The 23,503-nt window shown below is 60.0% G+C and carries 19 protein-coding genes and 1 tRNA gene; 6 read left to right on the top strand and 14 right to left on the bottom strand.

Features of this window, described 5'->3' with window-relative positions; translation table 11 throughout:
• Positions 1-11: 11 nt before the first annotated feature.
• The gene (locus tag ACI77I_RS04930; protein ID WP_406997065.1) at positions 12-3,266 is read right to left on the bottom strand and encodes a YadA-like family protein; all 3,255 of its coding nucleotides are present in this window, start codon (positions 3,264-3,266) and stop codon (positions 12-14) included.
• A 1,001-nt stretch (positions 3,267-4,267) separates the two neighbouring features.
• Here ACI77I_RS04930 and ACI77I_RS04925 point away from each other — a divergent pair.
• Positions 4,268-4,879: a TetR/AcrR family transcriptional regulator gene (locus ACI77I_RS04925; RefSeq protein WP_406997064.1), complete on the top strand. Its 612-nt coding sequence runs from the start codon at positions 4,268-4,270 to the stop codon at positions 4,877-4,879.
• Between the two features lie 87 nt (positions 4,880-4,966).
• On the opposite strand, the gene ACI77I_RS04920 is transcribed toward ACI77I_RS04925, so the two are convergent.
• The gene (locus ACI77I_RS04920; protein ID WP_406997063.1) at positions 4,967-6,046 is read right to left on the bottom strand and encodes a fatty acid desaturase; all 1,080 of its coding nucleotides are present in this window, start codon (positions 6,044-6,046) and stop codon (positions 4,967-4,969) included.
• Positions 6,047-6,147: 101 nt separating this feature from the next.
• On the opposite strand from ACI77I_RS04920, the gene ACI77I_RS04915 reads away from it, so the two are divergent.
• Positions 6,148-7,152, top strand: a complete 1,005-nt coding sequence (locus ACI77I_RS04915; RefSeq protein WP_094951099.1) for an AraC family transcriptional regulator — start codon at positions 6,148-6,150, stop codon at positions 7,150-7,152.
• Positions 7,153-7,210: 58 nt separating this feature from the next.
• Here the strand turns inward: ACI77I_RS04915 and ACI77I_RS04910 are convergent, their stop codons facing one another.
• From ACI77I_RS04910 to ACI77I_RS04900, 3 genes are all read right to left on the bottom strand, one after another.
• Positions 7,211-7,510 (bottom strand): hypothetical protein, encoded by a 300-nt coding sequence (locus ACI77I_RS04910; RefSeq protein ID WP_406997062.1) that lies wholly within the window; start codon positions 7,508-7,510, stop codon positions 7,211-7,213.
• 92 nt (positions 7,511-7,602) lie between these two features.
• The gene (locus ACI77I_RS04905; protein ID WP_094951098.1) at positions 7,603-7,968 is read right to left on the bottom strand and encodes a response regulator; all 366 of its coding nucleotides are present in this window, start codon (positions 7,966-7,968) and stop codon (positions 7,603-7,605) included.
• 38 nt (positions 7,969-8,006) lie between these two features.
• Positions 8,007-8,693: a Crp/Fnr family transcriptional regulator gene (locus tag ACI77I_RS04900; protein WP_406997061.1), complete on the bottom strand. Its 687-nt coding sequence runs from the start codon at positions 8,691-8,693 to the stop codon at positions 8,007-8,009.
• A gap of 83 nt (positions 8,694-8,776) precedes the next feature.
• Between ACI77I_RS04900 and ACI77I_RS04895 the strand changes: the two genes are divergently transcribed.
• Complete coding sequence (locus ACI77I_RS04895) at positions 8,777-9,301, top strand: DUF962 domain-containing protein (protein ID WP_406997060.1); 525 nt, start codon at positions 8,777-8,779, stop codon at positions 9,299-9,301.
• A 140-nt stretch (positions 9,302-9,441) separates the two neighbouring features.
• On the opposite strand, the gene ACI77I_RS04890 is transcribed toward ACI77I_RS04895, so the two are convergent.
• The 6 genes from ACI77I_RS04890 to dibA all read right to left on the bottom strand — a co-directional run bounded on the left by ACI77I_RS04890 (position 9,442) and on the right by dibA (position 15,836).
• Positions 9,442-10,422 carry a sulfate/molybdate ABC transporter ATP-binding protein gene (locus ACI77I_RS04890; protein ID WP_028615256.1) on the bottom strand — a complete coding sequence of 327 codons (981 nt, stop codon included), beginning with the start codon at positions 10,420-10,422 and terminating at the stop codon, positions 9,442-9,444.
• 3 nt (positions 10,423-10,425) lie between these two features.
• Positions 10,426-11,298, bottom strand: coding sequence for a sulfate ABC transporter permease subunit CysW (gene cysW, locus ACI77I_RS04885; protein WP_094951095.1), 873 nt, complete (start codon positions 11,296-11,298; stop codon positions 10,426-10,428).
• A 13-nt stretch (positions 11,299-11,311) separates the two neighbouring features.
• The gene (gene cysT / locus ACI77I_RS04880; protein WP_094951094.1) at positions 11,312-12,130 is read right to left on the bottom strand and encodes a sulfate ABC transporter permease subunit CysT; all 819 of its coding nucleotides are present in this window, start codon (positions 12,128-12,130) and stop codon (positions 11,312-11,314) included.
• A 214-nt stretch (positions 12,131-12,344) separates the two neighbouring features.
• Entirely contained in the window at positions 12,345-13,355 is a 1,011-nt protein-coding gene (locus tag ACI77I_RS04875; RefSeq protein ID WP_242153851.1) for a sulfate ABC transporter substrate-binding protein, read from the bottom strand.
• Between the two features lie 67 nt (positions 13,356-13,422).
• On the bottom strand, positions 13,423-13,605 hold the full coding sequence (gene oscA / locus ACI77I_RS04870; RefSeq protein ID WP_003170956.1) for a sulfur starvation response protein OscA: 183 nt from the start codon (positions 13,603-13,605) through the stop codon (positions 13,423-13,425).
• Positions 13,606-13,925: 320 nt separating this feature from the next.
• Entirely contained in the window at positions 13,926-15,836 is a 1,911-nt protein-coding gene (gene dibA / locus ACI77I_RS04865; protein WP_406997059.1) for a phosphodiesterase DibA, read from the bottom strand.
• 165 nt (positions 15,837-16,001) lie between these two features.
• On the opposite strand from dibA, the gene desA reads away from it, so the two are divergent.
• Positions 16,002-17,186, top strand: coding sequence for a delta-9 fatty acid desaturase DesA (gene desA, locus ACI77I_RS04860; protein WP_094951091.1), 1,185 nt, complete (start codon positions 16,002-16,004; stop codon positions 17,184-17,186).
• Positions 17,187-17,432: 246 nt separating this feature from the next.
• Positions 17,433-18,434 carry a GGDEF domain-containing protein gene (locus ACI77I_RS04855; RefSeq protein WP_406997058.1) on the top strand — a complete coding sequence of 334 codons (1,002 nt, stop codon included), beginning with the start codon at positions 17,433-17,435 and terminating at the stop codon, positions 18,432-18,434.
• Positions 18,435-18,554: 120 nt separating this feature from the next.
• On the opposite strand, the gene ACI77I_RS04850 is transcribed toward ACI77I_RS04855, so the two are convergent.
• The 3 genes from ACI77I_RS04850 to gabD form a co-directional block, all read right to left on the bottom strand.
• Positions 18,555-19,757, bottom strand: coding sequence for an HDOD domain-containing protein (locus ACI77I_RS04850; protein ID WP_242153845.1), 1,203 nt, complete (start codon positions 19,755-19,757; stop codon positions 18,555-18,557).
• Positions 19,758-19,894: 137 nt separating this feature from the next.
• Positions 19,895-21,172 carry a 4-aminobutyrate--2-oxoglutarate transaminase gene (gabT, locus tag ACI77I_RS04845; RefSeq protein WP_242153843.1) on the bottom strand — a complete coding sequence of 426 codons (1,278 nt, stop codon included), beginning with the start codon at positions 21,170-21,172 and terminating at the stop codon, positions 19,895-19,897.
• 182 nt (positions 21,173-21,354) lie between these two features.
• Complete coding sequence (gene gabD, locus ACI77I_RS04840; protein ID WP_242153841.1) at positions 21,355-22,797, bottom strand: NADP-dependent succinate-semialdehyde dehydrogenase; 1,443 nt, start codon at positions 22,795-22,797, stop codon at positions 21,355-21,357.
• A gap of 371 nt (positions 22,798-23,168) precedes the next feature.
• Between gabD and ACI77I_RS04835 the strand changes: the two genes are divergently transcribed.
• Positions 23,169-23,245, top strand: a tRNA-Arg gene (locus ACI77I_RS04835).
• Positions 23,246-23,503 lie beyond the last annotated feature (258 nt).

The following is a 23,503-nucleotide window of genomic DNA, read 5'->3' as shown; positions in this document are numbered from 1 at the left end:
GGTACTAAGCCTTACCACTGGTAGCCGACACCAACGCCCACACCCGCATCACCCTGGGTATTAGTCGTAGCCTGAAGTTTGCCGACCCAATGGCCATTCCTGGAGATGCTCGATACACCAAACGACAGCGCCGATTGCCCACGATAATTGGCTGCACCGATAGACGTCATGCTCGCGCCGGGTGAGTAGGGCTGTGGCAGGCTCGCCATGGCCATGGCGCCGGCGATCCCCGCGCTCAAGGTGGCGTCCTGTTTCTTCAGGTCACGCTTGAGTTCCGAGTAGCGCTGGTCAGTGTAGGCATTCACGTTGTTGGTGACGTTCGACACGCTTTTATTGAGCTGATCGAAGTTCACCGCGTCAGTGCCCTGGGTGGCGGCCGCCACATTGGTGATCTGCCGTTCGCTGCCCTTCACACCGACCGAGACGCTGTTATTGCGATCCGCCACCGAGTTGGCGCCCAGGGCCGTACTGTTGCTCCCCGTGGCGCTGGCGCCGTTACCAACAGCCACGGCGTTGGCCCCGGACGCCTTGGCATTGGTGCCGACTGCTGCACTGTTATTGCCGGAAGCCACCGAGCCAGCACCACCGGCGACTGCGTTGGCACCCGTGGCGGAAGGTTTGGCGCCAGCACCGGTGTTGTTCACCTGGAACATGCCGTCGGTGCCGTTCTGCACCTTGGTGACATTGCTTTCTACCTGGGTGACCCGGTTATCCACGGCGGTGATGGCACCCGTCACGTTCCCGATGTTGGTGTTGACGGTTTTCAGCGAATCGTCGGTGTACTGCTTGGACTCGGCCACCGCACCATCGAGTTGCCGCACGTTGACCCCATCGGTGGCCAACCGGCCATCGGCAACGTTGCTGATCGTGCGGGTCTGGCCTGTGGCGGCATTGCCCACCGAAACCGTGCCCACACTGGCGTTGCCGGCATTGGAGTATTTGCCGAGGTAGTTCTCCGCGCTGCGGCCGTTGTCACTGGCACCTTGGCCAACGGCTACGCTGCCATCGGCACTCGCCGTGGCGCCATTGCCGAGCGCCACCGCCCCTGCACCGGTTGCCTGGGCACCGTTGCCTGAAGCCACTGACGCAGTGCCCGACGCCTGGGCCCCCTTGCCCGAGGCTACCGCGCCATTGCCCGAAGCACTGGCATTGCCGCCGATCGCCACCGAGTCCACGCCGCTGGCTACCGAGTCAGCCTGGGTAGAGTTGGCGTGGAAGTACTTCACGCCACCACCGTTGGTGATTTTGTTGATATTGCCCTCAATGGAGGTGACCCGCCCGCCGAGGTTGGTGATGCTGGTGGTGTTTTGCGCCACTTGGTCACCCACTGCCGTCAGTTGCTCTACGTTCACCGCATCGTTCGGCGCTGAGCCCGCTGCTACGCCGGTGATTTTGCGATTACCCGTCACGGTGCCGATGCCCAACTCGCCGACAGACGTCTGCGGTGTGCTCAGGCCGTAAGCGGTGTAGCCGTTCTGGGCGCCAACCGTGGTGACCGAATTGGAGCCCAGCGCGATGCTGGTGGCTTGACTGGCCACCGCACCGGCACCGAGAGCCAGCGACTGCTCGCCCTGAGCCTGGGCCTGGGAACCGAGGGCAATGCCGGAGGCCAGCAGTACCTGAGTATTGCGACCAATCGCAATGCCGCCAGCACCTGCCTGGCCAACGGTGGCTTGGTTGCCGATGCCGATACCGTTATCGCCATTGACCATGGTGGCCGGGCCGACGGCAATCGATTCCTGCCCCACCGACAGCGCGTCTTGCGGGTTGGTTGAGTTGGCGTGGAAGTACATCGTACCGGTGGTACTGATCGAGCCAATCGCGCCGGTCAGTTGGCGCAACGTCACGGCATCCTGGGCGCTGGTACCGTCCGCTACGTTGGTGAGTTGACGGTACTGGCCAGTTTTACCCAGTGATACGGCACCTAATAAGGTTGCGTCGGAGGTGTCGTAGCGAATGGTGCCATTACCCACTGGAATCAAACCGGTGGAGGGCGCGATGGCACGGTCCGAGACCGAGCCCTGGCCCAGCGCCACACCGCCCAGCACTTGCACGCTGCTCTGGTTACCCAGGGCAACGCTGCCCGTTGCGTTTGCCACTGCACCGGTGCCGGCCGCGAAGGACTGCGCGCCACCCGCTACCGATTGTGGACCAATGGCCACGCTGTCGATGCCCGTCGCGGAGCTATCGGCCAAGGTCGAATTGGCGTGGAAATACTTGATCCCCGTACCGTTGTTGATGATGTTGTTCACCGAAGTGCCAAGGCCATCGACTGCTGTATTGGTGGCGAACAATTGGCTACCGTTCACGGCATTGGTACTGGTCCCCGTGACTTGGCCGGCGGCTACGTTGGTGATTTGCCGTTCATTGCCCGCTGTACCCAGGCTGAGTACACCCACTGGCGCGCCGCCGGCGTAGGTGTAGGCCGTGCCGTTGAGGGTGCCACCGGTGGTGGCATTGGCTGCGGCGGTGGCGGCACCATTACCCAGCGCAATACTGTTGGCGGTGTCGACATTGGCGCCCTCGCCTATCGCGATACCGTTGATAACACTGGCGATGGCCTGTGTACCGATCGCTATCGAGTTATCGGCACGCGCTGTCGCGTTGAAGCCTAAAGCGGCCGAGTTGGCACCTAACGCCTCGGAGTCGTAACCCACGGCAGTAGCGTTATCACCGTTAGCCCACGTATCGCGGCCTACGGAGACAGCCCGATTCCCCAGAGCTTGCGTATTACTGGCACCGATGGCGATAGCATCCTGACCCGTTGCCGTTGGTTTGAAGCTGCTATTCGTCGCCCCCGTACCACCGATCGCGATGCTACCGTCACCTTCCGCCGACGTATTGCCCACCGAAATCGCTCGAATACCTGCTGCCGAAGCATTGGCGCCCAGAGCCGTGGTGTCCAGTCCGGTTGCGGACGTGTTGTAGCCGACAGCCGTCGAGGCGATGCCATCGGCGACAGCTAGCGGCCCCGCCGCCAGGCTGTTGGTACCGACTGCATTTGAATCGGGAGCCGTCGAGTTGGCATGGAAATACTTGATCCCCGAACCGTTATTGACGATGTTGTTCACCGCAGTGCCAAGGCCTTCTACAGTCGTATTGGTAGCAGACAACTGACTGCCGTTGACGGCTTCCTGACTGGCCGAGGAAATATCTCCGGCAGACAAATTAGTTATTTTGGCGCTGGAAACATCTACCGTACCTTGAGTGGATTTCAACGTTATGTTCGCCCCCGACACGGTCGTACCGTCAGCGTTGACCACCACACTGTTCTCTCCAGAAGGGCCGCCACCAAACCAAAGACCACTACTTTTTGATCCTGCCCACACGCCCCCTCCGGTCTCGGACGACGCTGACGAGAGATAAGCTAACTTCAACCCCATAACATCAGTTGCGGTAGAGCTCCACTTCGCACAACCGCCTCGCCACGCAGCCCCAGGCGCATTAATGCAAGGTGATGAGCTTCCCGTCTGCATGCCAATATAAGGATCCAACACGCCTGCATCAGCATAATTAAAAATACTTAATGAAACTGCCCAAAACGAGAGAATAAACCTTCCACTAACAAGTCTCGAAAGAGAAAATATATTCATTTTTCATCCCTGTTTTTTAAGCGCCATCAAGAGGTGGCCCGGCCACCTAGTTAGGCAGTAACGTTGGCTTATACACGTGAGTCGCTGAACGGATTAATACTCAGGCCATCAAGACTATATTTAGAGAAAGGACCAAACTTTAAAAACAAAACCCAATCGCCGACCAACAGTCCAGCACGACGTTTGAACCAACTAAAGCATATTCGGCAGACTCAAGGGCAACCTCTGCACGGGCTATATAAACGCCCGTAACACAGACCCTTAACAACACACCTGAATAACATTCTTGAAAAAGCGGTTGCCCTACACACTCTCAAACTAAAGAGTGCGCCCAAAGAAACCACTGACACAGATTCTTTTTTAACTACCCTTTCAGCTTCACCGCTAAATCCGATTGCACGGCCTGGCCACACCAAACATCCTCGACGCCTATGGTCGATGGGATGGCATCGCTATACAAAACCGACAACACCCCTGCGGCAGTGAGCTTGATGCCACCTAAGCCTTAGTCGCCAAGCCTGTATTTCCCCTGAGCGATCGCCTCCCCCAGCGCAACGCTAGCCAGATTCACGGTATAGTCCGCGCGATAATTACCCTCTTACACACGATGTTACTTACCGGTAAGTAACATGTCAAGTGCAGCGGGACCTATACCAAAAAATAGGCGTTATGTGATGGCTAACACTTCAACGGACCAGGTACCGCCTGCCGAAAAATTGGCGAGTTCAATTCCGCCGCGAGAGAGAATCTTGCGTGCTGCAGGCGAGATGTTTCACAAATACGGCATTCACGCCGTCGGCGTTGAGGCGATTGCAGCAGCAGCGCAGAGCAACAAAATGACCTTGTATCGGCATTTTGCCTCTAAGGAGATGTTGATTGAAGCCACCATTCGAGAGCATCACAAAGCGAGTGAAGCTGCGTGGAAAGCCTTGCACGAGGCGCATCCGAATGATCCGCGTGGAGAACTCAACGGCTGGTTAGAAATGATGTATGCCTATATCCAGTCGCCAGACGAACCGACCTGCAAACTCATGGATAAGGCACTAGATGTCAGCGATGCTGAACATCCAGCGCGAGTGGCGCTTGATGAGATCAAGCACATACACCTCGATCATCTGATCGGGATGTGCCGTGCCGCAGGCTTCAAGAACCACGAGGTACTGGCTATCAATTTGCTCATTGTATTTGAGGGCGCACGGGAAAGCCGCTACGTGGGGACTCATCGTTTGGCACTATTGCTTCCCCAAACGGTACAAACGCTGATGGCATCCCACGAGCCGCATTAAAGGCCGCATCCGCCATGGGTTTAGCCGGTGCGCGCCACCCCGGCAAGCCGTGGTTGGGTTTCCTGGCGGACAAAACCGGCGCGGCACTCAGCGCATCGCCGTTTCAGCCGGATTAAGCCGGGGCTGCGAACGCTCCTGGCGTTCAAGCCGATTGGCCCGGGCAAAGGTGCCGAAATCATTGAAGCGCACGCCCATTTCGCGCATCACTTTATGCGCCACCTTGGCCGTCATCTGGCGGATGTAAAACGGCTCTTTCACCACAAAATGGTGAATGCCATGGGTGCTGCCGAAGTTGAAGCAGAACGCTTGCAGCGGCCACATCCACCACGGGTTCAGCACTTGGGTTTGCTGGATCACATTGCCCAGCTCCACGTCCCCGTAGTAGTGCATGTTGGAGCTGACAAAGTGCAGGCAAAAGGTGCGCAACACGTTAGGGCCAATGATCACCACGGCGGCGATGTCGATCACCTGCATCATCTGCACGGTGCCGGCTGACCACTCGATCGGCGCGCCCATCAGGCTGGCAATGCCATTGGCCGCATGAAAGCCCAAAAACACATACCACGCGCCCCAATGCAGCAGTGCCAGCGGGGCGTACACCAGCAGCGCACGCTTGAGGATGTTGAATTTGTGCTTCCAGGTTTTGGCGCGCAGCATGCGGATGAAGGCTGACATGAGGTTGTCACCCACCATCAGCAACCGCGCGATGCCCCAGGGCTCGCCGTTGGTGATGGCGCGCTCTTCCATGTCGGTCTCGGTGCCCGACACCTTGTGGTGATTGAGGTGCAGGTGCCGGCGTATCCACGGGTTGATGGTGCTCGGCCGCGCCAGCCACACCAGCCCCATCATCAGGTTGTGCGCCAGGCGCTGCTTGCGAAAGTACATGCTGTGGATCAGGTCATGTTCCAGCTCGTGGGTCAGCGAGGCGAAGAAGGCGTTGAGCAGCAGGCACACCCACCAAGCCATGTGGCCGCTGATGTAGAGCGCCGCCGAGCCGAGCATGCCGACCAGCGCAAACGCCAGGATGCCCGCGCCCAGCGCGTCCTGATGCAGCAGCCAGGGGTGCTGCTGGCGCAACCTGACGCCCTCGGCCAGCACCACTTCGCGGATATGCGCTGAGCGTTGTTGCGCGTTCATCTGTTGGGGGCTTGCACAAGTACCGTCCATGCTTCCATTCTCTTGTTCATTGATACGTCCATCCTGCCCCAAGCGATCTGGCAGGACGCTAGCCGCGGACGCCAACTTGTTGACCGCAAGCGCCAATCGTCATGACCGAAGCCACCTCACTCGCCAGCTGGACCCGCGCCCTGCGCAAGCAGCTCGATGCCCTGGACCTCGACAGCGCCGCGCTGTGCGCCCAGGCCGGGCTCGACCCGCAGCAGATGGATGACCCTAACGCGCGCTACCCGCTGTCGGCGACCACGCGGTTGTGGGCGCTGGCGGTGCAGGCCAGCGGTGATCCGGCGATCGGCTTGCGGGTGTCGCGGTTCGTCAGCCCCACCACCTTTCATGCACTGGGTTATGCATTGGTGGCCAGCGGCAGCTTGCGCGAGGTGTTCGAGCGGATCGTGCGCTACCACCAGGTGGTCAGCGATGCCCTGACGCTGGAACTTAGCCGAGACGGCGAACGCTACCGTTTTCGCCTGCTGCAACCGCCGGGCAACCCGGCACCGGCGCTGGAAGCGATTGATGCGTTTGCGGCAATTTATGTGCGCACTTGCCGTAATCGGCTGGGCCGTGAATACGCGCCGCTGGCTGTTTATTTGCGCCGTCCGCAACCCATTGACCCCAAGCCCTGGCACACGGTCTTCCGCGCGCCGGTCTTCTTTGGCGCCGAAGAAGACCGCCTGGAGTTTGCCGCGCATGACTTCGACAGCCACCTGGATGACGCCAACCCGGAGCTGGCCGAACACAACGAAACCGTGCTCAAACGCACCCTCGCCCAACTGCAACCGCTGACCTGGGAGCGCAAGGTCCGCGCGGCCATTGAGGCGCAATTGCCGGAAGGTGAACCGAGTGCCGAACGGATTGCCCAGGCGCTGCACTTGAGTTTGCGCAGTTTGCAGCGGCATCTGGCGGATGAAGGGTGCCGGTTTGATGCGTTGCTCAATGAGTGCCGGGAGAATTTGGCGCTGCTGCACCTGCGGGACCCGCAGTGCTCATTGGCCGAGATCAGTCATTTGCTCGGGTTTGCCGACACTAGCAGCTTCAGCCGGGCGTTCAAGCGCTGGACGGGGATGACGCCGGGGCATTTTCGGGAAAGTGTGGGGTAACTGTGCCCCAAACTTATTGCTCCCTCTCGGCCACCCGTCCACTAGCCTAGCCAGTGAACTACAACACCGTGAATTTGATGATGCCCGAAAGTGGGGATCGCTCACGGTTAAAGCTTTGAAAGGCAATTACCGATTTAATGCCACGGTCAATTCTTTGGGTAAATTTCCATTTCCCCCCCGGATCGACGAGAGCACCTTGGAGCTGTTGATTAGCTGCATCAATTGGAACGAGTGTAAGCCAGACGAGACAACCCGGAGCGCCAGTACCCGAAAACTCGACCATTTGCGAATACCTGCCATTTTGGGCCGGAGATATAACAACAGGAGCAGTATCCCTGCCGGAAGTAGTAGTTGACATGATGTTAATTCCTTGAGCGTCAAAATTGACAACTCAAGTGTGCTATTCCGATCATCGTTCATCTACTGTCAAACTTGACAGGTATGCACCTGTCAGCGGCCTCGATCTCGACGCAACAGCTTGGCTGATCGAGCCGCTAATGCACGGGCATCAAACGGCTTGAGCAAATAATCATCCTCATGCAATTCCAACCCACGCAGACGGTCTTCAATCCCGCCCGTCGTGGTCAGGAACAACACCGGCGTGGCACCCTTCAACCGAATAGCCTGCTGCAACTTCCAGGCATTCAAGCCCGGCAGCATCACATCCAGAATCACCAGCTCGTAGTCGGCGCTCTCCACTAAACGCAACGCCGCCATGCCATTGGCCGCGACTTCGACGCTGTAGCCAGCCTCGTTCAAGCCTTGGGCCATCCGCTGTGCCTCTTCGGATTCGTGTTCCACTAACAGGACGCGCATAACACACCTCGATTAATCAGGCTTGCAGGCTACCACCCTCAGGTATGCGCCGCCTCACGCAGTCGTTGGGCATCCAGGATTTCGATCTCGCCATAACCCAGGCGCACGATGCCCTGGGCTTGCAAGTCCTTGAGCAAGGCGTTGGTGGTCTGGCGCGACAGGCTCAACATCGCCGCCAAGTCTTCCTGGGGCAGTTGCACCATGCTTTTTGCGTGTTCGGTATCGCCGTAACCTTCAACGATCATCAACAAGCGGTGCGCCAGCCGCACCGAGGCCGGCATCAGGCTCAGTTGCTCGATATTGATAAAACTCAGGCGCAGCTTCTGGCTCATCAACAAGGCCAGGTCGCGCCAGTATTGCGGGGACTCATCGAGGATGTTCAGCAGCGCCTGCTGCGGCACCTGCAACAGCGTGCATGGCCCCACGGCGCAGGCGTCATGGGTGCGCGGCAGGCCGTCGAACAGGCAGATTTCGCCAAACCAGTACGGCAGCTCCACCAGGCTCAATAGCGCTTCCTTGCCATGCTCATTCACCGCGCTGATGCGCAAGGTGCCGTCGAGCACCGCATACAGGCCACACGGCGGGTCGCCGCGCTTGAACAGGTATTGCCCCGCCGCCAGCTGCCGCTGCCGGGCGTGGGCCAGCAGGCTATGCTGAAACGAGGCAGGCAAGTGGCTGAACCAATGACCCGTGGCCAGCCGCGAGTGCCATTTCTCTGTGCCCATGAGAACTCCGATGATTGTCGCCCAGCTGACAGTCAGGCGCAGGCTGGCAGGGCATGATCAAGCATCCTACAGGAGGAACAACAATGAAAAGCCTCGTCGACCACCTCAGTCAATACGCCGCCTACCACCGCGACCCACGCAATATCGCCAGCCACTTTATCGGCATCCCGCTGATTGTGGTCGCCGTGGCCGTGCTGCTGTCACGCCCCGAATGGGCAATGGGCGGCCTCTGGCTGTCGCCAGCGGTGCTGCTCGCGTTGTTCTCGGCGTGGTTTTACCTGCGCCTGGAACTGGCGCTGGGCGTGCTGATGACGCTGTTGATGGGCTTGTCGGTGTGGGCCGGGCATGTACTGGCGGCGCAGAGCACGCTGGTGTGGCTCAGCAGCGGCATTGGGATGTTTGTGGTGGGCTGGGTGATCCAGTTTGTCGGCCACTATTACGAGGGCAAAAAGCCCGCGTTTGTGGATGACGTGTCGGGGCTGATCGTCGGGCCGTTGTTTGTGGTGGCGGAGTTGGCGTTTTTGCTGGGGTTGCGCCAGGGGCTTAAGCAGCAGATTGAGCAGCGGTCAGGGCCGGTGGCGGTGCGCGGAAAAAGGGCAGCGGTCTAAGGGTTAATAGAGATCCAATGTGGGAGCCGGGCTTGCCCGCGATGCAGGCACCTCGGTGCTTCAGTCACACCGAGGTGTTGCTATCGCAGCGGTGCGACGATTCGACAAGCCAGCTTCCCCATTGGTTTTTTGCAGGGTGCTTAAGCTTTTTGCCAGACCTTGGGTTTAAAGAATAGGGTCTCGCCACGGGCCAGGCCGGTCAGGCTGTCGTGGTCTTTCACCACTTCAGCCTCGATGAGTTCGCTTTGGCCTTCGACCTTAAGCGTTACCCGAGTGGTAGCGCCCAACGGCCGAATATCACGCACCTCAGCCGCGTGGTGATCCTCCAACTCATGCCGCGACAGCGACACTTCATGCGGCCGGAACAGCACGTGCTTGTCCTCGCCCAGATGCAGACGGTTGGAATCACCCAGGAAGTGGTACACAAAATCGCTGGCCGGGTTTTCGTAGACGTCACCCGGTGAGCCGATCTGTTCGATCACACCCTTGTTCATCACCACAATACGGTCGGCGACTTCCATGGCCTCTTCCTGGTCGTGGGTCACGAATACCGAGGTCAGGTTGATGTCTTCGTGCAGGCGCGCCAGCCAGCGGCGCAGCTCTTTACGCACCTTGGCGTCGAGGGCGCCGAAGGGTTCGTCCAGCAGCAGCACTTTGGGCTCTACCGCCAAGGCGCGGGCCAGGGCGATACGCTGGCGCTGGCCACCGGAGAGTTGCTCCGGGTAGCGATCAGACAGCCAATCCAACTGCACCATGTTCAGCAGCTCGTGCACCTTGACCGCAATCTGGCTCTCGTTCGGGCGCTGGTTTTTCGGCTTCATGCGCAGGCCGAAGGCGACGTTGTCAAACACGGTCATGTGGCGGAACAGCGCGTAGTGCTGGAATACAAAGCCGACGTTGCGATCACGCACGTCGTGGCCGGACACGTCTTCACCGTGGAACACGATGCTGCCGTCATCCGGGGTTTCCAGGCCGGCGATGATGCGCAGCAAAGTGGTCTTGCCGCAGCCGGACGGGCCCAGCAACGCCACCAGCTCGCCACTCTGGATGTCCAGATTGATGCTGTTCAGGGCCTTGAAGGCGTTGAAATTCTTGCTGACATTACGGACTTCAATCGACATGACTTATTCCTCACCGGCGCTTTTGCGCAGGCGGTTGATACGGTTCTCGCTCCACTGCTTGAGCAGCAGGATGAAGAGCGCCAGGATCAGCAACAGGCTCGCGACGGCAAACGCGGCAACGTGGTTGTATTCGTTGTAGAGGATCTCGACGTGCAGCGGCAAGGTGTTGGTCACGCCGCGAATGTGGCCGGACACCACCGACACCGCACCGAACTCACCCATGGCCCGTGCGGTACACAGCACCACGCCGTAAATCAGGCCCCATTTGATGTTCGGCACGGTCACATGCCAGAACATCTGCCAGCCATTGGCGCCGAGCAAGCGCGCCGCCTCTTCTTCCTGGGTGCCCTGCTCCTGCATCAGCGGGATCAGTTCACGGGCCACGAACGGCACGGTGACGAAGATGGTCGCCAGTACGATGCCGGGCAAGGCGAACACGATCTGGATGTCGTGGTCTTGCAGCCATGGGCCGAAGAAACCCTGGGCGCCGAACATCAGCACATAGACCAAACCCGCGATCACCGGCGATACCGAGAACGGCAAGTCGATCAGCGTGACCAGGATGCTCTTGCCACGGAACGAGTACTTGCTCACGCACCACGCGGCGCTGACGCCGAACACCACGTTGAGCGGCACAGAAATCAACACGGCGATTACTGTGAGTTTCAGTGCGGATAGCGCGTCGGGTTCCAGGATGGCGGTGAAGAACGCGCCGAGGCCATTCTTCAAGCCCTGGGACACCACGATAAACAGCGGCAGCAGCAGGAACAGGAAGAACACCAGCCAGCCCAGGCTGATCAGGATGCGCCGGGACACCGCGCTGCCACGGCGGGCAGCGTTGGCCGAGGACGCAGCGGAAATAGACGATTGGGACATGTTCCGCGCCTCCTTATGGACGTTCGATGCGCCGCTGCAACAAGTTGATCAGCAGCAGCAAGACAAAGGAAACCACCAGCATCAACACGCCAATGGAGGTGGCACCGCGGTAGTCGTATTGGTCGAGCTTGACCATGATCAGCAGCGGCAGGATCTCGGTTTTCATCGGCATGTTGCCGGCGATGAAAATCACCGACCCGTACTCACCCACGCCACGGGCAAAGGCCAGCGCGAAGCCGGTCAGCCAGGCGGGCAGCAATGCGGGCACGAGGATGTAGCGGAACACCTGCAACGGCTTGGCACCCAGGCAGGCGGCGGCTTCTTCGATTTCCCGGGGGATATCGGCCAGCACCGGCTGCACCGTGCGCACCACGAAGGGCAGCGTGACGAACGTCAGCGCCAGGGTGATACCCAACGGGCTGTAGGCGATTTTGAAGCCCAGGTCAGCGGCGAACTGGCCGACCAGGCCGGTCGGCGTGTACAACGCGGTCAGCGCAATACCGGCAACCGCCGTGGGCAGGGCAAAGGGCAGGTCGATCATCGCATCGATGATCTTGCGGCCGGGGAAGGTGTAGCGCACCAGCACCCAAGCCAGCAGCGTGCCGATCACGCCGTTGATCAGCGCAGCGTACAACGCGGTGCTGAAACTCAGTTTCAACGCCGCCAGCACGCGTGGTGCGGAAATAATGGCCCAGAACTGATCCCAAGTGAGTTGAGCGGCGTGTACAAACATCGCCGCCAGGGGGATGAGTACGATCAGGCTGAGGTACACCACGGTGTAGCCCAGCGTCAGCCCGAAGCCGGGTATGACGGGGGAAGTACGACGCGACATAAGAGTCCTTGGTTAAAAGGTAGAAACCACGGTAGGAGCGCGCTTTCTGTGGGGGCCGGCTTTTCTGTGGGAGCCGGACTTGCCCGCGATACAGGCACCTTGGTGTGTCAGTCACACCGCGGTGATGCTATCGCAGCGGTGCGACGATTCGACAAGCCAGCTCCCATAGAAGCCCAGCGCCTACAGAAAATCAGGCCCCTACAGGTACTTTGGCTTACTGCGCCGAGTAAATCTGGTCGAACACGCCACCGTCATTGAAGAATTTCGGTTGGGCAGTTTTCCAGCCGCCGAAGTCTTTGTCGATAGTCACCAGGTCCAGTTTCGGGAACTGCTGGGCGTACTTGGCGGCGACTTTCTCATCGCGTGGGCGGTAGAAGTTCTTCGCCGCAATCTCCTGGCCAGCGGGGCTGTACAGGTGCTTGAGGTATTCAGTGGCGATTTCGGTGTTGCCCTTTTTCTCGGCGTTCTTGTCGACCACCGCCACTGGCGGCTCGGCGAGGATCGACAGGGAAGGCACGACGATGTCGAACTTGTCGGCGCCGCCGTCTTCTTTCAGCGCCAGGAAGGCTTCGTTTTCCCAGGCCAGCAACACGTCACCCTGACCGTTGTTGACGAACGTGATGGTCGAACCGCGAGCGCCGGTGTCGAGAATCGGCACGTGCTTGAACAGTTCTTTCACGTATTCCTGGGCCTTGGCTTCGCTGCCACCGGCTTTGAGGCCGTAGGCCCAGGCGGCGAGGAAGTTCCAGCGCGCACCGCCGGAGGTTTTCGGGTTCGGGGTGATCACGGAAACGTCTTTCTTGATCAGGTCGCCCCAATCCTTGATGCCTTTAGGGTTGCCCTTGCGCACCAGGAACACGATGGTCGAGGTGTACGGGGTGCTGGCGTCCGGCAGGCGGGTTTGCCAGTTTTCCGGCAGGGTCTTGGCCAATTTGGCGATTTCGTCGATGTCGCCGGCCAGGGCCAGGGTCACCACGTCGGCGCGCAGGCCGTCGATCACTGCCCGGCCTTGTTTGCCCGAACCACCGTGGGATTGCTGGATCTTGACGTTGTCGCCGGGGTGGGACTGTTTCCAGTGGTTGGTGAACTCAGCGTTGTAGTCCTGGTACAGCTCACGGGTAGGGTCGTACGAGACGTTGAGCAACTCGTAGTCCTTGGCAACAGCGGAACCGGCAAACACGGCGCTGGCCAGTGCGGCCAGGGCGTAACGGCGAATCGACGACATAGAAGGCTCCTGAGAATTCTTGGTGTTGGCTTTTCTTATAGATGCGGGGGTCTATCGCCGTGAGTGCTTAGCTCGGTTTGTTACCCGGGTTTTGCAAACGGAATTTTTCCTTGCGTTCGATCTGTACCACTTGGGCGTTGTGCACCGTGATTTCCACCGCGCCAAACCGCAGGTCGCGCAAGGCGCTCTGGATCTCACGCAAAATGGCTGCTTCGTCCTGGCCGTCGACGCTACGTAGAGATGCGCTCATGGTCTCGCTCCTGAAATGAATAGTGCCTGGCAGTGGCGGCACTGCTTGCGGCGTGAGGGCGATAGTAGATAAGCGCGGATATTCTTAAAAATACTATTTAAGAATGTTTATATAACCAGAAAGAATTTTCTGGCAGGACGTGGGGTTGCGCGGGTTTTCGCGCGCTCGACACGGAAAATAAGCCGTGTCGAGATCCAAAGGTGGGAGCGGGCTTGCTCGCGAATGAGGTGGGTCAGCCACAGATGTATCGACTGACACTGCGCATTCGCGAGCAAGCCCGCTCCCACATTTCACTGTATTTCAGATTGAAAACGCGTCGACTATTGAATGGCAGGCGCACGCTCCCAATCAATTTCACTTGCAGGAATCGGGCGCCCAAACCAATACCCCTGCCCCATATCGCACTCCTGCTCCAACAAGAACCGCGCCTGCTCAACCTGCTCGATACCTTCGGCATGCACCTGCATGCCCATGCTTTTGGCCAGGGCGATCACCACGCGCACAATCGCCGCGTCGTCTTCGTCCCACGGCAACCCGGCGACGAAGCCCTGGTCGATCTTGAGCTTTTGCACCGGCAAGCGCTTGAGGCGCAGCAGCGAGGAATAGCCGGTGCCAAAATCGTCGATGGCCAGGCGCAAGCCCAGCTCACGCAGGCGGTGCAGTTGCTCAAGGGCGACCTCCGGGTCATCCATTACCGCGCTTTCGGTGACTTCCAGTTCCAGGAACGCCGGGTCGAGGCCGGTGGCGTGCAGCACCTGGGCGACTTGCTCGTACAGCTCGCGCCGGGCGAACAGACGGCTGGAAACATTCACCGCAATAAAGCTCAGCGGTGCGCCATCGGCCAACCATCGGCACATCTGGCGGCAGGCCTGGTCCATCACCCAGGCGTCGATGTCGGCAATCAGCCCGGTACGCTCGGCAATCGGAATGAACTCGCCCGGTGGCACCAAGCCGCGCGCCGGGTGCTGCCAGCGCACCAGCGCTTCGACGCCGACCAGGCGGCTGCCGCGCAGGTCGTACACCGGCTGGTAGTAAACGCGCAGTTCCTGCTGATCGAGGGCGCGGCGCAGTTCGCTGGCGATTTCCACGCGGTTCTGCGCGTGGGCGGTCAGCTCTTCGGTGTACAGCGCGTAGCCTTCGCGCCCGGCGCTCTTGGCCTTGAACAACGCCGAATCGGCATTGCGCAGCAGCTGTTCAGCGCTCAACGCGTCGCTGGGGAACAGGCTGATGCCGATGCTGGCGCTGATAAACAACTGGTTGCCATCAAACACGAACGGCTCCTTCATCGCATCGAGCATGCGCTGCGCGATCGCGGCGGCCTGCACCACCTGTGGACAACTTTCCGCCAGCACAGCGAACTCGTCACCCCCCAAGCGCGCCAAGGTCACGCCGGGGCCGAACAGCCCTTTGAGGCGCTCGCCTACGGCCTTGAGAAACTGGTCGCCAACGTTATGGCCCAGGCTGTCGTTGATGATCTTGAAATGGTCCAAGTCCAGCAGCAGCAAGGCACAGCCGCGTTTATGCACTTGCGCCGAGGCCAGCGCCTGCTCGGCACGGTCAGTGAACAACAGGCGGTTGGGCAAGTCGGTGAGCGGGTCGTGGTGGGCGAGGTGCGCCAGTTCGTGCTGGGAATCCTTGATGGCGCTGATATCGGAAAACACCGCAACGTAGTGGCTGACCTTGCCGTGGTCATCGCGGATCACGCGGATGGTTTGCCACTGTGGATAAATTTCACCGCTTTTGCGTCGGTTCCAGATTTCGCCGCTCCATTCGCCCGTTTGCTCCAGGGTCTGGAACATCTGCAGGTAGAAATTCGACGAATGGCGCCCCGACTTGAACAGGCTCGGCCGCTCGCCCATGACGTCCTTGCGGCTGTGGCCGGTGATCTCCATAAACGCCCGGTTGACGTGCACGATCAGCCCGTCGGCGTCGGTGACCAGCACGCCTTCGCGGGTGCAATCGAACACGGCAGCCGCCTGGCGCAGGCGCTCACGGTTTTCTTTCAGGGGTTGCTGCACCTGGTGGGTGCGGGCAAAACGCGCGCACAGCAAGTAAATCGCCGCCGCGCTCAGGGCCACCCACACATAGTCGCGCAGCTGCAGCCAGCGGACCAACTCCCGCGGGTCATCGAGAAAGTTGATCAATAGGTGGTGGCTGAGCTGAAGCCACACAATGGAAACCAGCAGATATACCAGCCCCACACGCAGGGCACCTCGGTATGAAAACAGCATAGAGTCAGTAATCCTTACCAAAAAACAAAATCGCCCCACAAAGGCTGCGGATTATAGAATAAGAAACATCCAGTCACTTCTATCTGAAAGGGCGGCTGGTTTTCTCTGTAGGCTTAGTGATAATGCGTGAGCTGTTTTTTTCTTTATCTGAGGGCCATACAGCCTATGTGGTACAACGGTTTTCTTGACTTGTCAGCCTGGCAACTGGTTGCAGTCACTCTGTTGATGACCCATGTGACCATCGTTGGGGTCACGGTCTATCTGCACCGCTATTCAGCCCATCGCTCCCTGGAGCTCAATGCCGGCCTGAAACACTTCTTCCGCTTCTGGCTGTGGCTGACCACGGCGCAGAACACCCGCGAGTGGACCGCTATCCACCGCAAACACCACGCCAAATGCGAAACCGTCGACGACCCGCACAGCCCGGTCATCAAAGGCCTGTCCACCGTGTTGCGCAAAGGTGCCGAGCTTTACCGCGCCGAGGCCGAAAACCCCGAAACCCTGCGCATCTACGGCAAGAACTGCCCGGATGACTGGATCGAACGCAAAATCTACACGCCTTACCCGCTGCTGGGCGTAGCGATCATGGGCGTGATCGACCTGCTGCTGTTCGGCACCATCGGCATCACCATCTGGGCGATCCAGATGATGTGGATTCCGTTCTGGGCCGCCGGCGTGATCAACGGCCTGGGGCATGCCGTGGGCTATCGCAATTTCGAATGCCGGGACGCGGCGACCAACCTGGTGCCGTGGGGCATCATTGTCGGCGGCGAAGAACTGCACAACAACCACCACACCTACCCCAACTCGGCCAAGCTGTCGGTGAAGAAGTGGGAGTTCGACCTGGGTTGGGCGTGGATCAAAGTGTTCAGCTTCCTGCGCCTGGCCAAGGTGCAGCGCGTGGCGCCTATCGCGCACCGCGTGGAGGGCAAAGGCCACCTGGACATGGACACCGCCATGGCGATCCTCAACAACCGCTTCCAGATCATGGCCCAGTACCGCAAGTTGGTGATCGGCCCACTGGTCAAGCAGGAGCTGGAAAAGGTCGATCATTCGGTGCGCCACCAGTTCCACCGCGCCAAGCGCCTGCTGTCGCGTGAAACCAGCTTGCTGGATGACCGCCATCACGTGCGCATCCAGAGCCTGCTGGAACACAGCCAGGCGCTGACAGTGATCTACGAGAAGCGCCTGGCGCTGCAGCAGATCTGGCTGAAAACCAGTTCCAATGGCCACGACATGCTGGCCGCGATCAAGGAATGGGTGCATGAGGCCGAAGCCAGCGGCATCCAGTCACTGCGCGATTTTGCCCATCAATTGAAGACCTATTCGCTGCGCCCTGCAGCGGTCTGACCGGGCATGCACACCCCGCTCGTTCCTGTGGCGAGCGGGCTTGTTGCCACAACAAGCCCGCTCACTAAAACCAGCCCATTGAGCACAGGGCTTGGCTTACCACCGGTTTTTGGCGCCATTTCTTAGTTAGCCCGCTCACGGAACTTCACTGCATTTACCCTCTCTCAGAGAACACTTCGCCATCATGGTGAACCCTTGTAGTGACCGCTGCTCCATCCTGCGGCGCGCCCAGAGAGAGTTGTACCGATGGTTCACGAACATCCCTACCTGCCAGATGCCCCTGCTGCCGAGGCTCCCCGCCCGGCCGCGGCGGCAACCCTGTTGGCGTTGATGCATGCCCAGGGTGAAGTCGAACGGTTGAGCGAACGCGAGCAGTTGCTGAGTTCGTTGCTGGTCAGTGTAAATGCCGTGCTGTGGGCCATCGATTGGGAAACGCGCCGTGTGCTGTATGTGAGCCCGGCCTATGAGCGGGTATTTGGCCGTACGGCCGGTTTGCTGCTCGCCGACTACCGCGAATGGCGCAACAGCGTTCACCCCGAAGACCTCGACTATGCCGAACACAGCCTCGCCCGCGTGCTGGAACAAGGCGCCGTGGAGGACCGCGAGTACCGCATCATCACCGCCGACGGGCAAATTCGCTGGCTGAGCGACAAGTGCTATATCAACCAGCAGGTCCAGCCCGGCAAGCCGGTGGTTGTGGTCGGCATGGCCGAAGACATCACCGAAAAGAAACAGATGGAGCTGGAACTGCACCGCCTCGCCACCACCGATGTGCTGACCCAAAGCAGCAACCGCAGGCACTTCTTCGAATGCGCCAACCTGGCCTTCGACAGCGCCTGTGCCCAGGGTGCACCGCTGGCGTTCCTGTTGCTGGACATCGATGATTTCAAAGACGTCAACGACACCTACGGCCATCTGGAGGGCGATCAGGTGTTGCGGCGTATCGCCGAGAGCGGTCGCAGTGTATTGCGCCGTGGCGACCTGTTCGGGCGCATTGGCGGCGAAGAATTCGCCGCCGTACTGCCCGGTTGTGCGCCGCACATGGCGTTGCAGGTGGCCGAGCGGCTGGGCAAGGAAATCCAGGCGCTGAGTTTCAGCTATGAAGGCCGGCAATTCACGGTGACCGTCAGCCAAGGCCTGGCCAACTTGCGCGAAGAAGATTCAGCCCTGGACAGCCTGTTCGCGCGGGCTGATGCGGCCATGTATGAGGCTAAGCGCCAGGGCAAGAACCGCGTCATAGCGAGTTAGAACTCGGTCAAACATGTGGGAGCGGGCTTGCTCGCGAATGCGGTGGATCAGTCAATATTTTCGGCGACTGGCACCGCATTCGCGAGCAAGCCCGCTCCCACACTTGATCCTCGTTGCCAGCTAGTTTTTGCGCACTCGCATCAACTCCGACAACCCGACCCTCAGCAACCGCGCAGTCTTGCTCCTCGCCAGCGCCTCAAGCCCTTCGTGCTCGGTCAGGCGCGCCATCTGCGCCGCCAGATTCATCACCAACGCTTCACGCGAATACACCCCGCCTTCGAGCGAATAGATCGCCGCAATCAACTGGCGCAGCTCCAACGGCAAGCGCCAGCGCGCACGCAATGCCGAGCCGTAGGCCGCACCAAAGGTATCAAGGGACTCACCAATCGCCTCGTCATCCAACGCCCCGCCGCCCTGGCGCCAATCCTCCAGGCAACGCAGCAACGCCAAGTCACCCAGCCGGTGCAGGATGCCGGCGCAGTAACAGCGCTCGTGGTCCAGCTCGAGCAAGCGCGCCAGGCGGCGGGCGTAGTCGGCGGTGTCTTCTGACAACTGCCAGTGGCGCTCGGCATAGTCCACCAGCGCCGGGTCGCCCAGCACCACGTTGTGCTTGAGGGCCAGGCCCAAGATCAAGTTCATGCTCTGCCCGGCCGCCAGCTTGTGCAGCGCAGCCGACAGGGTTTGCACCGGCGTGCCGTGATGCCCGGCGCTGTTGGCGGCGGCGATCAGTACGGCGGTAATTTGTGGGTCCATGCGCACCTGGTCTTCCAGGCGCTTGAGGTCCAGGCCATCAGGTTCAAGGCTGTGTTGCACGGCGGCTTTCACGTCGACGCGCAGCGGCGCGCCGTCGGAGGCTTCGCGGCGCCGCTCCAGGAACACCGGCAAGGTCACGCCAGGCGCCAGCGGCGGAATTTCGCAATACACGCTTTCGCCTTCGTTGAGCAGCAGGTCTTGCAGGCGCTGGGTCAGGCCTTCCATGTTCAGCGGTTTGGTCAGGTACGCGGTAGGCGCCAGCGGCAAGGCTTCGCGCACGCTGGCACTGTCGTTGCGACTGCTCAGCAGGATAAACGGCAGCGAACGGCGCTGCTGGCGTACGTTGCGCAGCAAGCTCAGACCATCGATGCCCGGCAGCTCCCAATCCGCCAGGATCAGGTCGTAGGTTTTTTCTCGCAACAGCGTCGCTGCTTGCTGCCCGTCACCACATACATCCAGCCGTGCGTCGCAGCGCACGTTCAACAACACTTGCTTGAGCAAATCCCGCGACCAAGGGTCCGCTTCAGCAATCAACACTCGGGGTACAGCCGGTAAATCAACAGCAGTCATCCAGCACGCTCCATCGGCAATGCTTGCACCTTAGACAATCAAGCCGCCTACGTACAATGAACAAGGCCTGAATGTGTTGCATCGGCCACAAAAAAACCCGCCGAAGCGGGTTTTTTTTGTCGATCAGGTCAATCCGCTTACAGCTCGGAGAAGCACTCTTCGATGATCGCCAAACCTTTGTCCAACTGCTCGTCCGGCGAGGTCAGCGGAACCAGCACGCGCAACACGTTGCCGTAGGTACCGCACGACAGCAGGATCAGGCCTTTGTCGCGCGCCTTGGCCACCACGGAGGCAACGGCAGCGGCGTTCGGCTTGTGGCTGTCGCCCTCTTCGAACAGCTCCACGGCGATCATCGCGCCCAGGGCACGCACTTCGCCGATCACCGGGTACTTGCCTTGAATGGCTTTCAGGCCGGTTACCAAACGCTCGCCGACCGCTTTACAACGGTCCAGCAGGTGTTCTTCTTCGAACACTTCCATCACCGCCAAAGCAGCGGCGCAAGCGATCGGGCTACCGGCGTAGGTGCCGCCCAGGCCGCCTGGAGCGATGGCGTCCATGTATTCAGCCTTGCCGCACACACCGGCCAACGGAAAGCCGCCGGCGATGGATTTGGCGAAGGTGGTCAGGTCGGCAGCAACGCCCATCTGCTCCATGGCGAAGAAGGTACCGGTACGGCCAGCGCCGGTTTGCACTTCGTCGGCGATCAGCAGGATGCCGTGCTTGTCGCACAGTTCGCGCAGGCGCTTCATGAAGGTTTTAGGCGCGACGTAGAAACCGCCTTCGCCCTGCACCGGCTCGATGATGATGGCAGCGATATCACGCGGTTCGGCATCGTTCTTGAAGATACGTTCGATGCTGGCGATGGCGTCGTCGTCGCTCACACCGTGCAGTTCGTTCGGGAACAGCGCGCGGAATACGCCGCCTGGCATCAGGCCCATGCCGGCCGAGTAAGGCACGACTTTACCGGTCAAGCCCAGGGTCATCATGGTGCGGCCGTGATAGGCGCCGGTGAAGGCGATCACACCGGCACGGCCAGTGGCGGCGCGGGCGATTTTCACGGCGTTCTCAACGGCTTCGGAACCGGTGGTGACCAGCAGGGTTTTCTTGGCGAAGTCGCCTGGCACCTTGGCGTTGATTTTTTCGCACAGTTCCACGTAAGGCTCGTAGGCCAGTACCTGGAAGCAGGTGTGGGTCAGCTTGTTCAGCTGCGCGGTCACGGCGGCGATGATTTTCGGGTGCACGTGGCCGGTGTTCAGCACGGCGATACCGCCGGCGAAGTCGATGAACTCGCGACCTTCAACGTCGGTCACGGTGGCGTTCTTCGCGGATTCGGCGAAGATCGGGTGAATCTGGCCAACACCGCGCGGTACAGCGGCTTCGCGGCGTTTCATCAGGGATGCGTTGGTCTTGCTCATAAAGTCCTCATTCGCCACTCATCGGGTGGCGTGGTCCAAGGAATACGTGGCGGGGAAGCAACTACGGCAGCATGCGATGATCGACTGCCACAGCTTTCCCGGCCACTACGAATTACGGTTTGAAACACGCAAAGGGACAGCGCTCTCGTGCCCTCTGCGTTTACTGCATGCTCGTGCCTGGCTTAGATGCCCAGGCAGAGGTATTTGATTTCCAGGTAATCCTCGATCCCATACTTGGAACCTTCACGGCCCAGGCCCGAGGCCTTGATGCCGCCGAACGGCGCCACTTCGTTGGAAATCAACCCGGTGTTGACGCCAACCATGCCGTATTCCAGGGCTTCGGCCACACGGAACACACGGCCCAGGTCGCGGGCATAGAAGTAGGACGCCAGGCCGAACTCGGTGTCGTTGGACATCGCGATCACTTCGGCTTCGTCTTTGAAGCGGAACAGCGGCGCCAGTGGGCCGAAGGTTTCTTCCTTGGCCACTGCAGCGTCTTTCGGCACGTTGACCAGGATGGTCGGCTCAAAGAAGTTACCTTCCATGACCTTGCCACCGGCCAACAGCTTGGCGCCTTTGCTCAGGGCATCAGCGATGTGCTCCTGAACCTTGGCCACGGCTTTTTCGTCGATCAGCGGGCCGGTGGTGGTGCCTTCTTCCAGACCGTTGCCGATCTTGAGCTTGGCCACGGCCACTTTGAGTTTTTCCGCGAAGGCGTCGTACACCGAATCCTGGATGTACAGGCGGTTGGCACAGACGCAGGTCTGGCCGTTGTTGCGGTATTTGGAAATGATCGCGCCTTCGACAGCCTTATCCAGGTCCGCGTCGTCAAACACGATGAACGGCGCGTTGCCGCCCAACTCCAGGGAGACTTTCTTGATGTCCTTGGCGCATTCGGCCATCAGCTGGCGACCGATTTCGGTGGAGCCGGTGAAGGACAATTTACGCACGATCGGGTTGCTGGTCAGCTCGCTGCCGATATCGCCGGCGCTGCCGGAGACCACGCTGAACACACCTTTAGGGATACCTGCACGCTGGGCCAGTTCAGCCAGGGCAAACGCCGAGAACGGGGTTTGCGACGCCGGCTTGAGCACCATGGTGCAACCGGCGGCCAGGGCCGGGCCGGCTTTACGGGTGATCATCGCGGCCGGGAAGTTCCACGGCGTGATAGCCGCGGTAACACCAATCGGCTGCTTGATCACGATCAGGCGCTTGTCCGGCTGATGGCCCGGAATCACATCACCGTAGATGCGCTTGGCTTCTTCGGCGAACCACTCGATAAACGAGGCGGCGTAAACGATTTCGCCTTTGGCTTCAGCCAGTGGCTTGCCCTGTTCCAGGGTCATCAGGCGAGCCAGGTCATCCTGGTTCTCGATGATCAGCTCAAACCAACGACGCAGCTTGTTGGCGCGGTCCTTGGCGGTGAGTGCACGCCAGGCCGGCAAAGCCTTGTCGGCCGCTTCGATGGCGCGGCGCGTTTCGGCCGCACCCATCTTCGGCACGGTACCGAGAATCTCGCCCGTGGCCGGGTTGTTAACCTTGATGGTTTGACCGTTGTCCGCATCCACCCAAGCGCCATCAATAAAGGCTTGCTGGCGGAACAACTGGGTATCTTTGAGCTGCATGTCGGCTTTCCTTAACAGCACCGCGCGCACGCGGAGCGAATTAGAGTTGTTGAAAGGCGCCTTGTGGGCTGCCGTCAGGGAAATCAGCCCCAGCACGCGGGAAAAGTGAAAGAGCGCACGGGAGACAGAGCGTTTGAAATCTCAAACGAATCCTAGGATCAATGGGGGTACAGGGCAATAGTCTGTTCGAAAAAAAGAACGAAAACGGCGCATTTACCAGATCTTTCTGATCCGCGTGATTCAGCCGGGTTCCACCGCAGCGACCACTGGCACCCGGCGCAGGGCCTCTGGGGGGCAAATTCCTACCTATAAAGGGCCAAAGACCGGCATGGACGCCCAAGGTCGACATGGGTATGATGTCGCCCGCACAAGCATCCGTAGCTCAGCTGGATAGAGTACTGCCCTCCGAAGGCAGGGGTCGTGGGTTCGAATCCCGCCGGGTGCACCATATAGCAGTCTCGGGCTGTCTCAGACAGTCTACGAACCACCCCAAGAAGCCCGCCCCGTGCGGGCTTTCTTGTTTCTGGCTATCCATCCCTGTCTACCCCTATAACTTCCCGCCGTGTATGCCCACGTGTATGCTTTGAGATTCCTATAACTGGAGGCATACAGGAAGTGAAGCGCACTGAAATCAAACGCCGCCCCTTAGCAGACACCACTCTTGCAGGCCTGGAGCCTGAGCAAACAACGTATCGGGAGCAGGACG

The sequence above is a fragment of the Pseudomonas sp. D47 genome (assembly GCF_045447305.1).
In the GTDB taxonomy this organism is placed as follows: Bacteria; Pseudomonadota; Gammaproteobacteria; order Pseudomonadales; family Pseudomonadaceae; genus Aquipseudomonas.
The sequence above is the reverse complement of the archived record's forward strand: the minus strand, read 5'-3'. Positions and strand labels throughout refer to the sequence as shown.

Coding starts and splice junctions, on each gene's coding strand:
- desA (WP_094951091.1), top strand. CDS start 16,002: ATGTGGTACAACGGTTTTCTTGACTTGTCAGCCTGGCAACTGGTTGCA.
- ACI77I_RS04900 (WP_406997061.1), bottom strand. CDS start 8,693: ATGGGCACAGAGAAATGGCACTCGCGGCTGGCCACGGGTCATTGGTTC.
- ACI77I_RS04925 (WP_406997064.1), top strand. CDS start 4,268: ATGGCTAACACTTCAACGGACCAGGTACCGCCTGCCGAAAAATTGGCG.
- ACI77I_RS04905 (WP_094951098.1), bottom strand. CDS start 7,968: ATGCGCGTCCTGTTAGTGGAACACGAATCCGAAGAGGCACAGCGGATG.
- ACI77I_RS04910 (WP_406997062.1), bottom strand. CDS start 7,510: ATGTCAACTACTACTTCCGGCAGGGATACTGCTCCTGTTGTTATATCT.
- ACI77I_RS04915 (WP_094951099.1), top strand. CDS start 6,148: ATGACCGAAGCCACCTCACTCGCCAGCTGGACCCGCGCCCTGCGCAAG.
- oscA (WP_003170956.1), bottom strand. CDS start 13,605: ATGAGCGCATCTCTACGTAGCGTCGACGGCCAGGACGAAGCAGCCATT.
- ACI77I_RS04895 (WP_406997060.1), top strand. CDS start 8,777: ATGAAAAGCCTCGTCGACCACCTCAGTCAATACGCCGCCTACCACCGC.
- ACI77I_RS04920 (WP_406997063.1), bottom strand. CDS start 6,046: ATGGACGGTACTTGTGCAAGCCCCCAACAGATGAACGCGCAACAACGC.
- ACI77I_RS04855 (WP_406997058.1), top strand. CDS start 17,433: ATGGTTCACGAACATCCCTACCTGCCAGATGCCCCTGCTGCCGAGGCT.
- cysT (WP_094951094.1), bottom strand. CDS start 12,130: ATGTCGCGTCGTACTTCCCCCGTCATACCCGGCTTCGGGCTGACGCTG.
- dibA (WP_406997059.1), bottom strand. CDS start 15,836: ATGCTGTTTTCATACCGAGGTGCCCTGCGTGTGGGGCTGGTATATCTG.
- ACI77I_RS04850 (WP_242153845.1), bottom strand. CDS start 19,757: ATGACTGCTGTTGATTTACCGGCTGTACCCCGAGTGTTGATTGCTGAA.
- cysW (WP_094951095.1), bottom strand. CDS start 11,298: ATGTCCCAATCGTCTATTTCCGCTGCGTCCTCGGCCAACGCTGCCCGC.
- ACI77I_RS04875 (WP_242153851.1), bottom strand. CDS start 13,355: ATGTCGTCGATTCGCCGTTACGCCCTGGCCGCACTGGCCAGCGCCGTG.
- gabD (WP_242153841.1), bottom strand. CDS start 22,797: ATGCAGCTCAAAGATACCCAGTTGTTCCGCCAGCAAGCCTTTATTGAT.
- ACI77I_RS04890 (WP_028615256.1), bottom strand. CDS start 10,422: ATGTCGATTGAAGTCCGTAATGTCAGCAAGAATTTCAACGCCTTCAAG.
- gabT (WP_242153843.1), bottom strand. CDS start 21,172: ATGAGCAAGACCAACGCATCCCTGATGAAACGCCGCGAAGCCGCTGTA.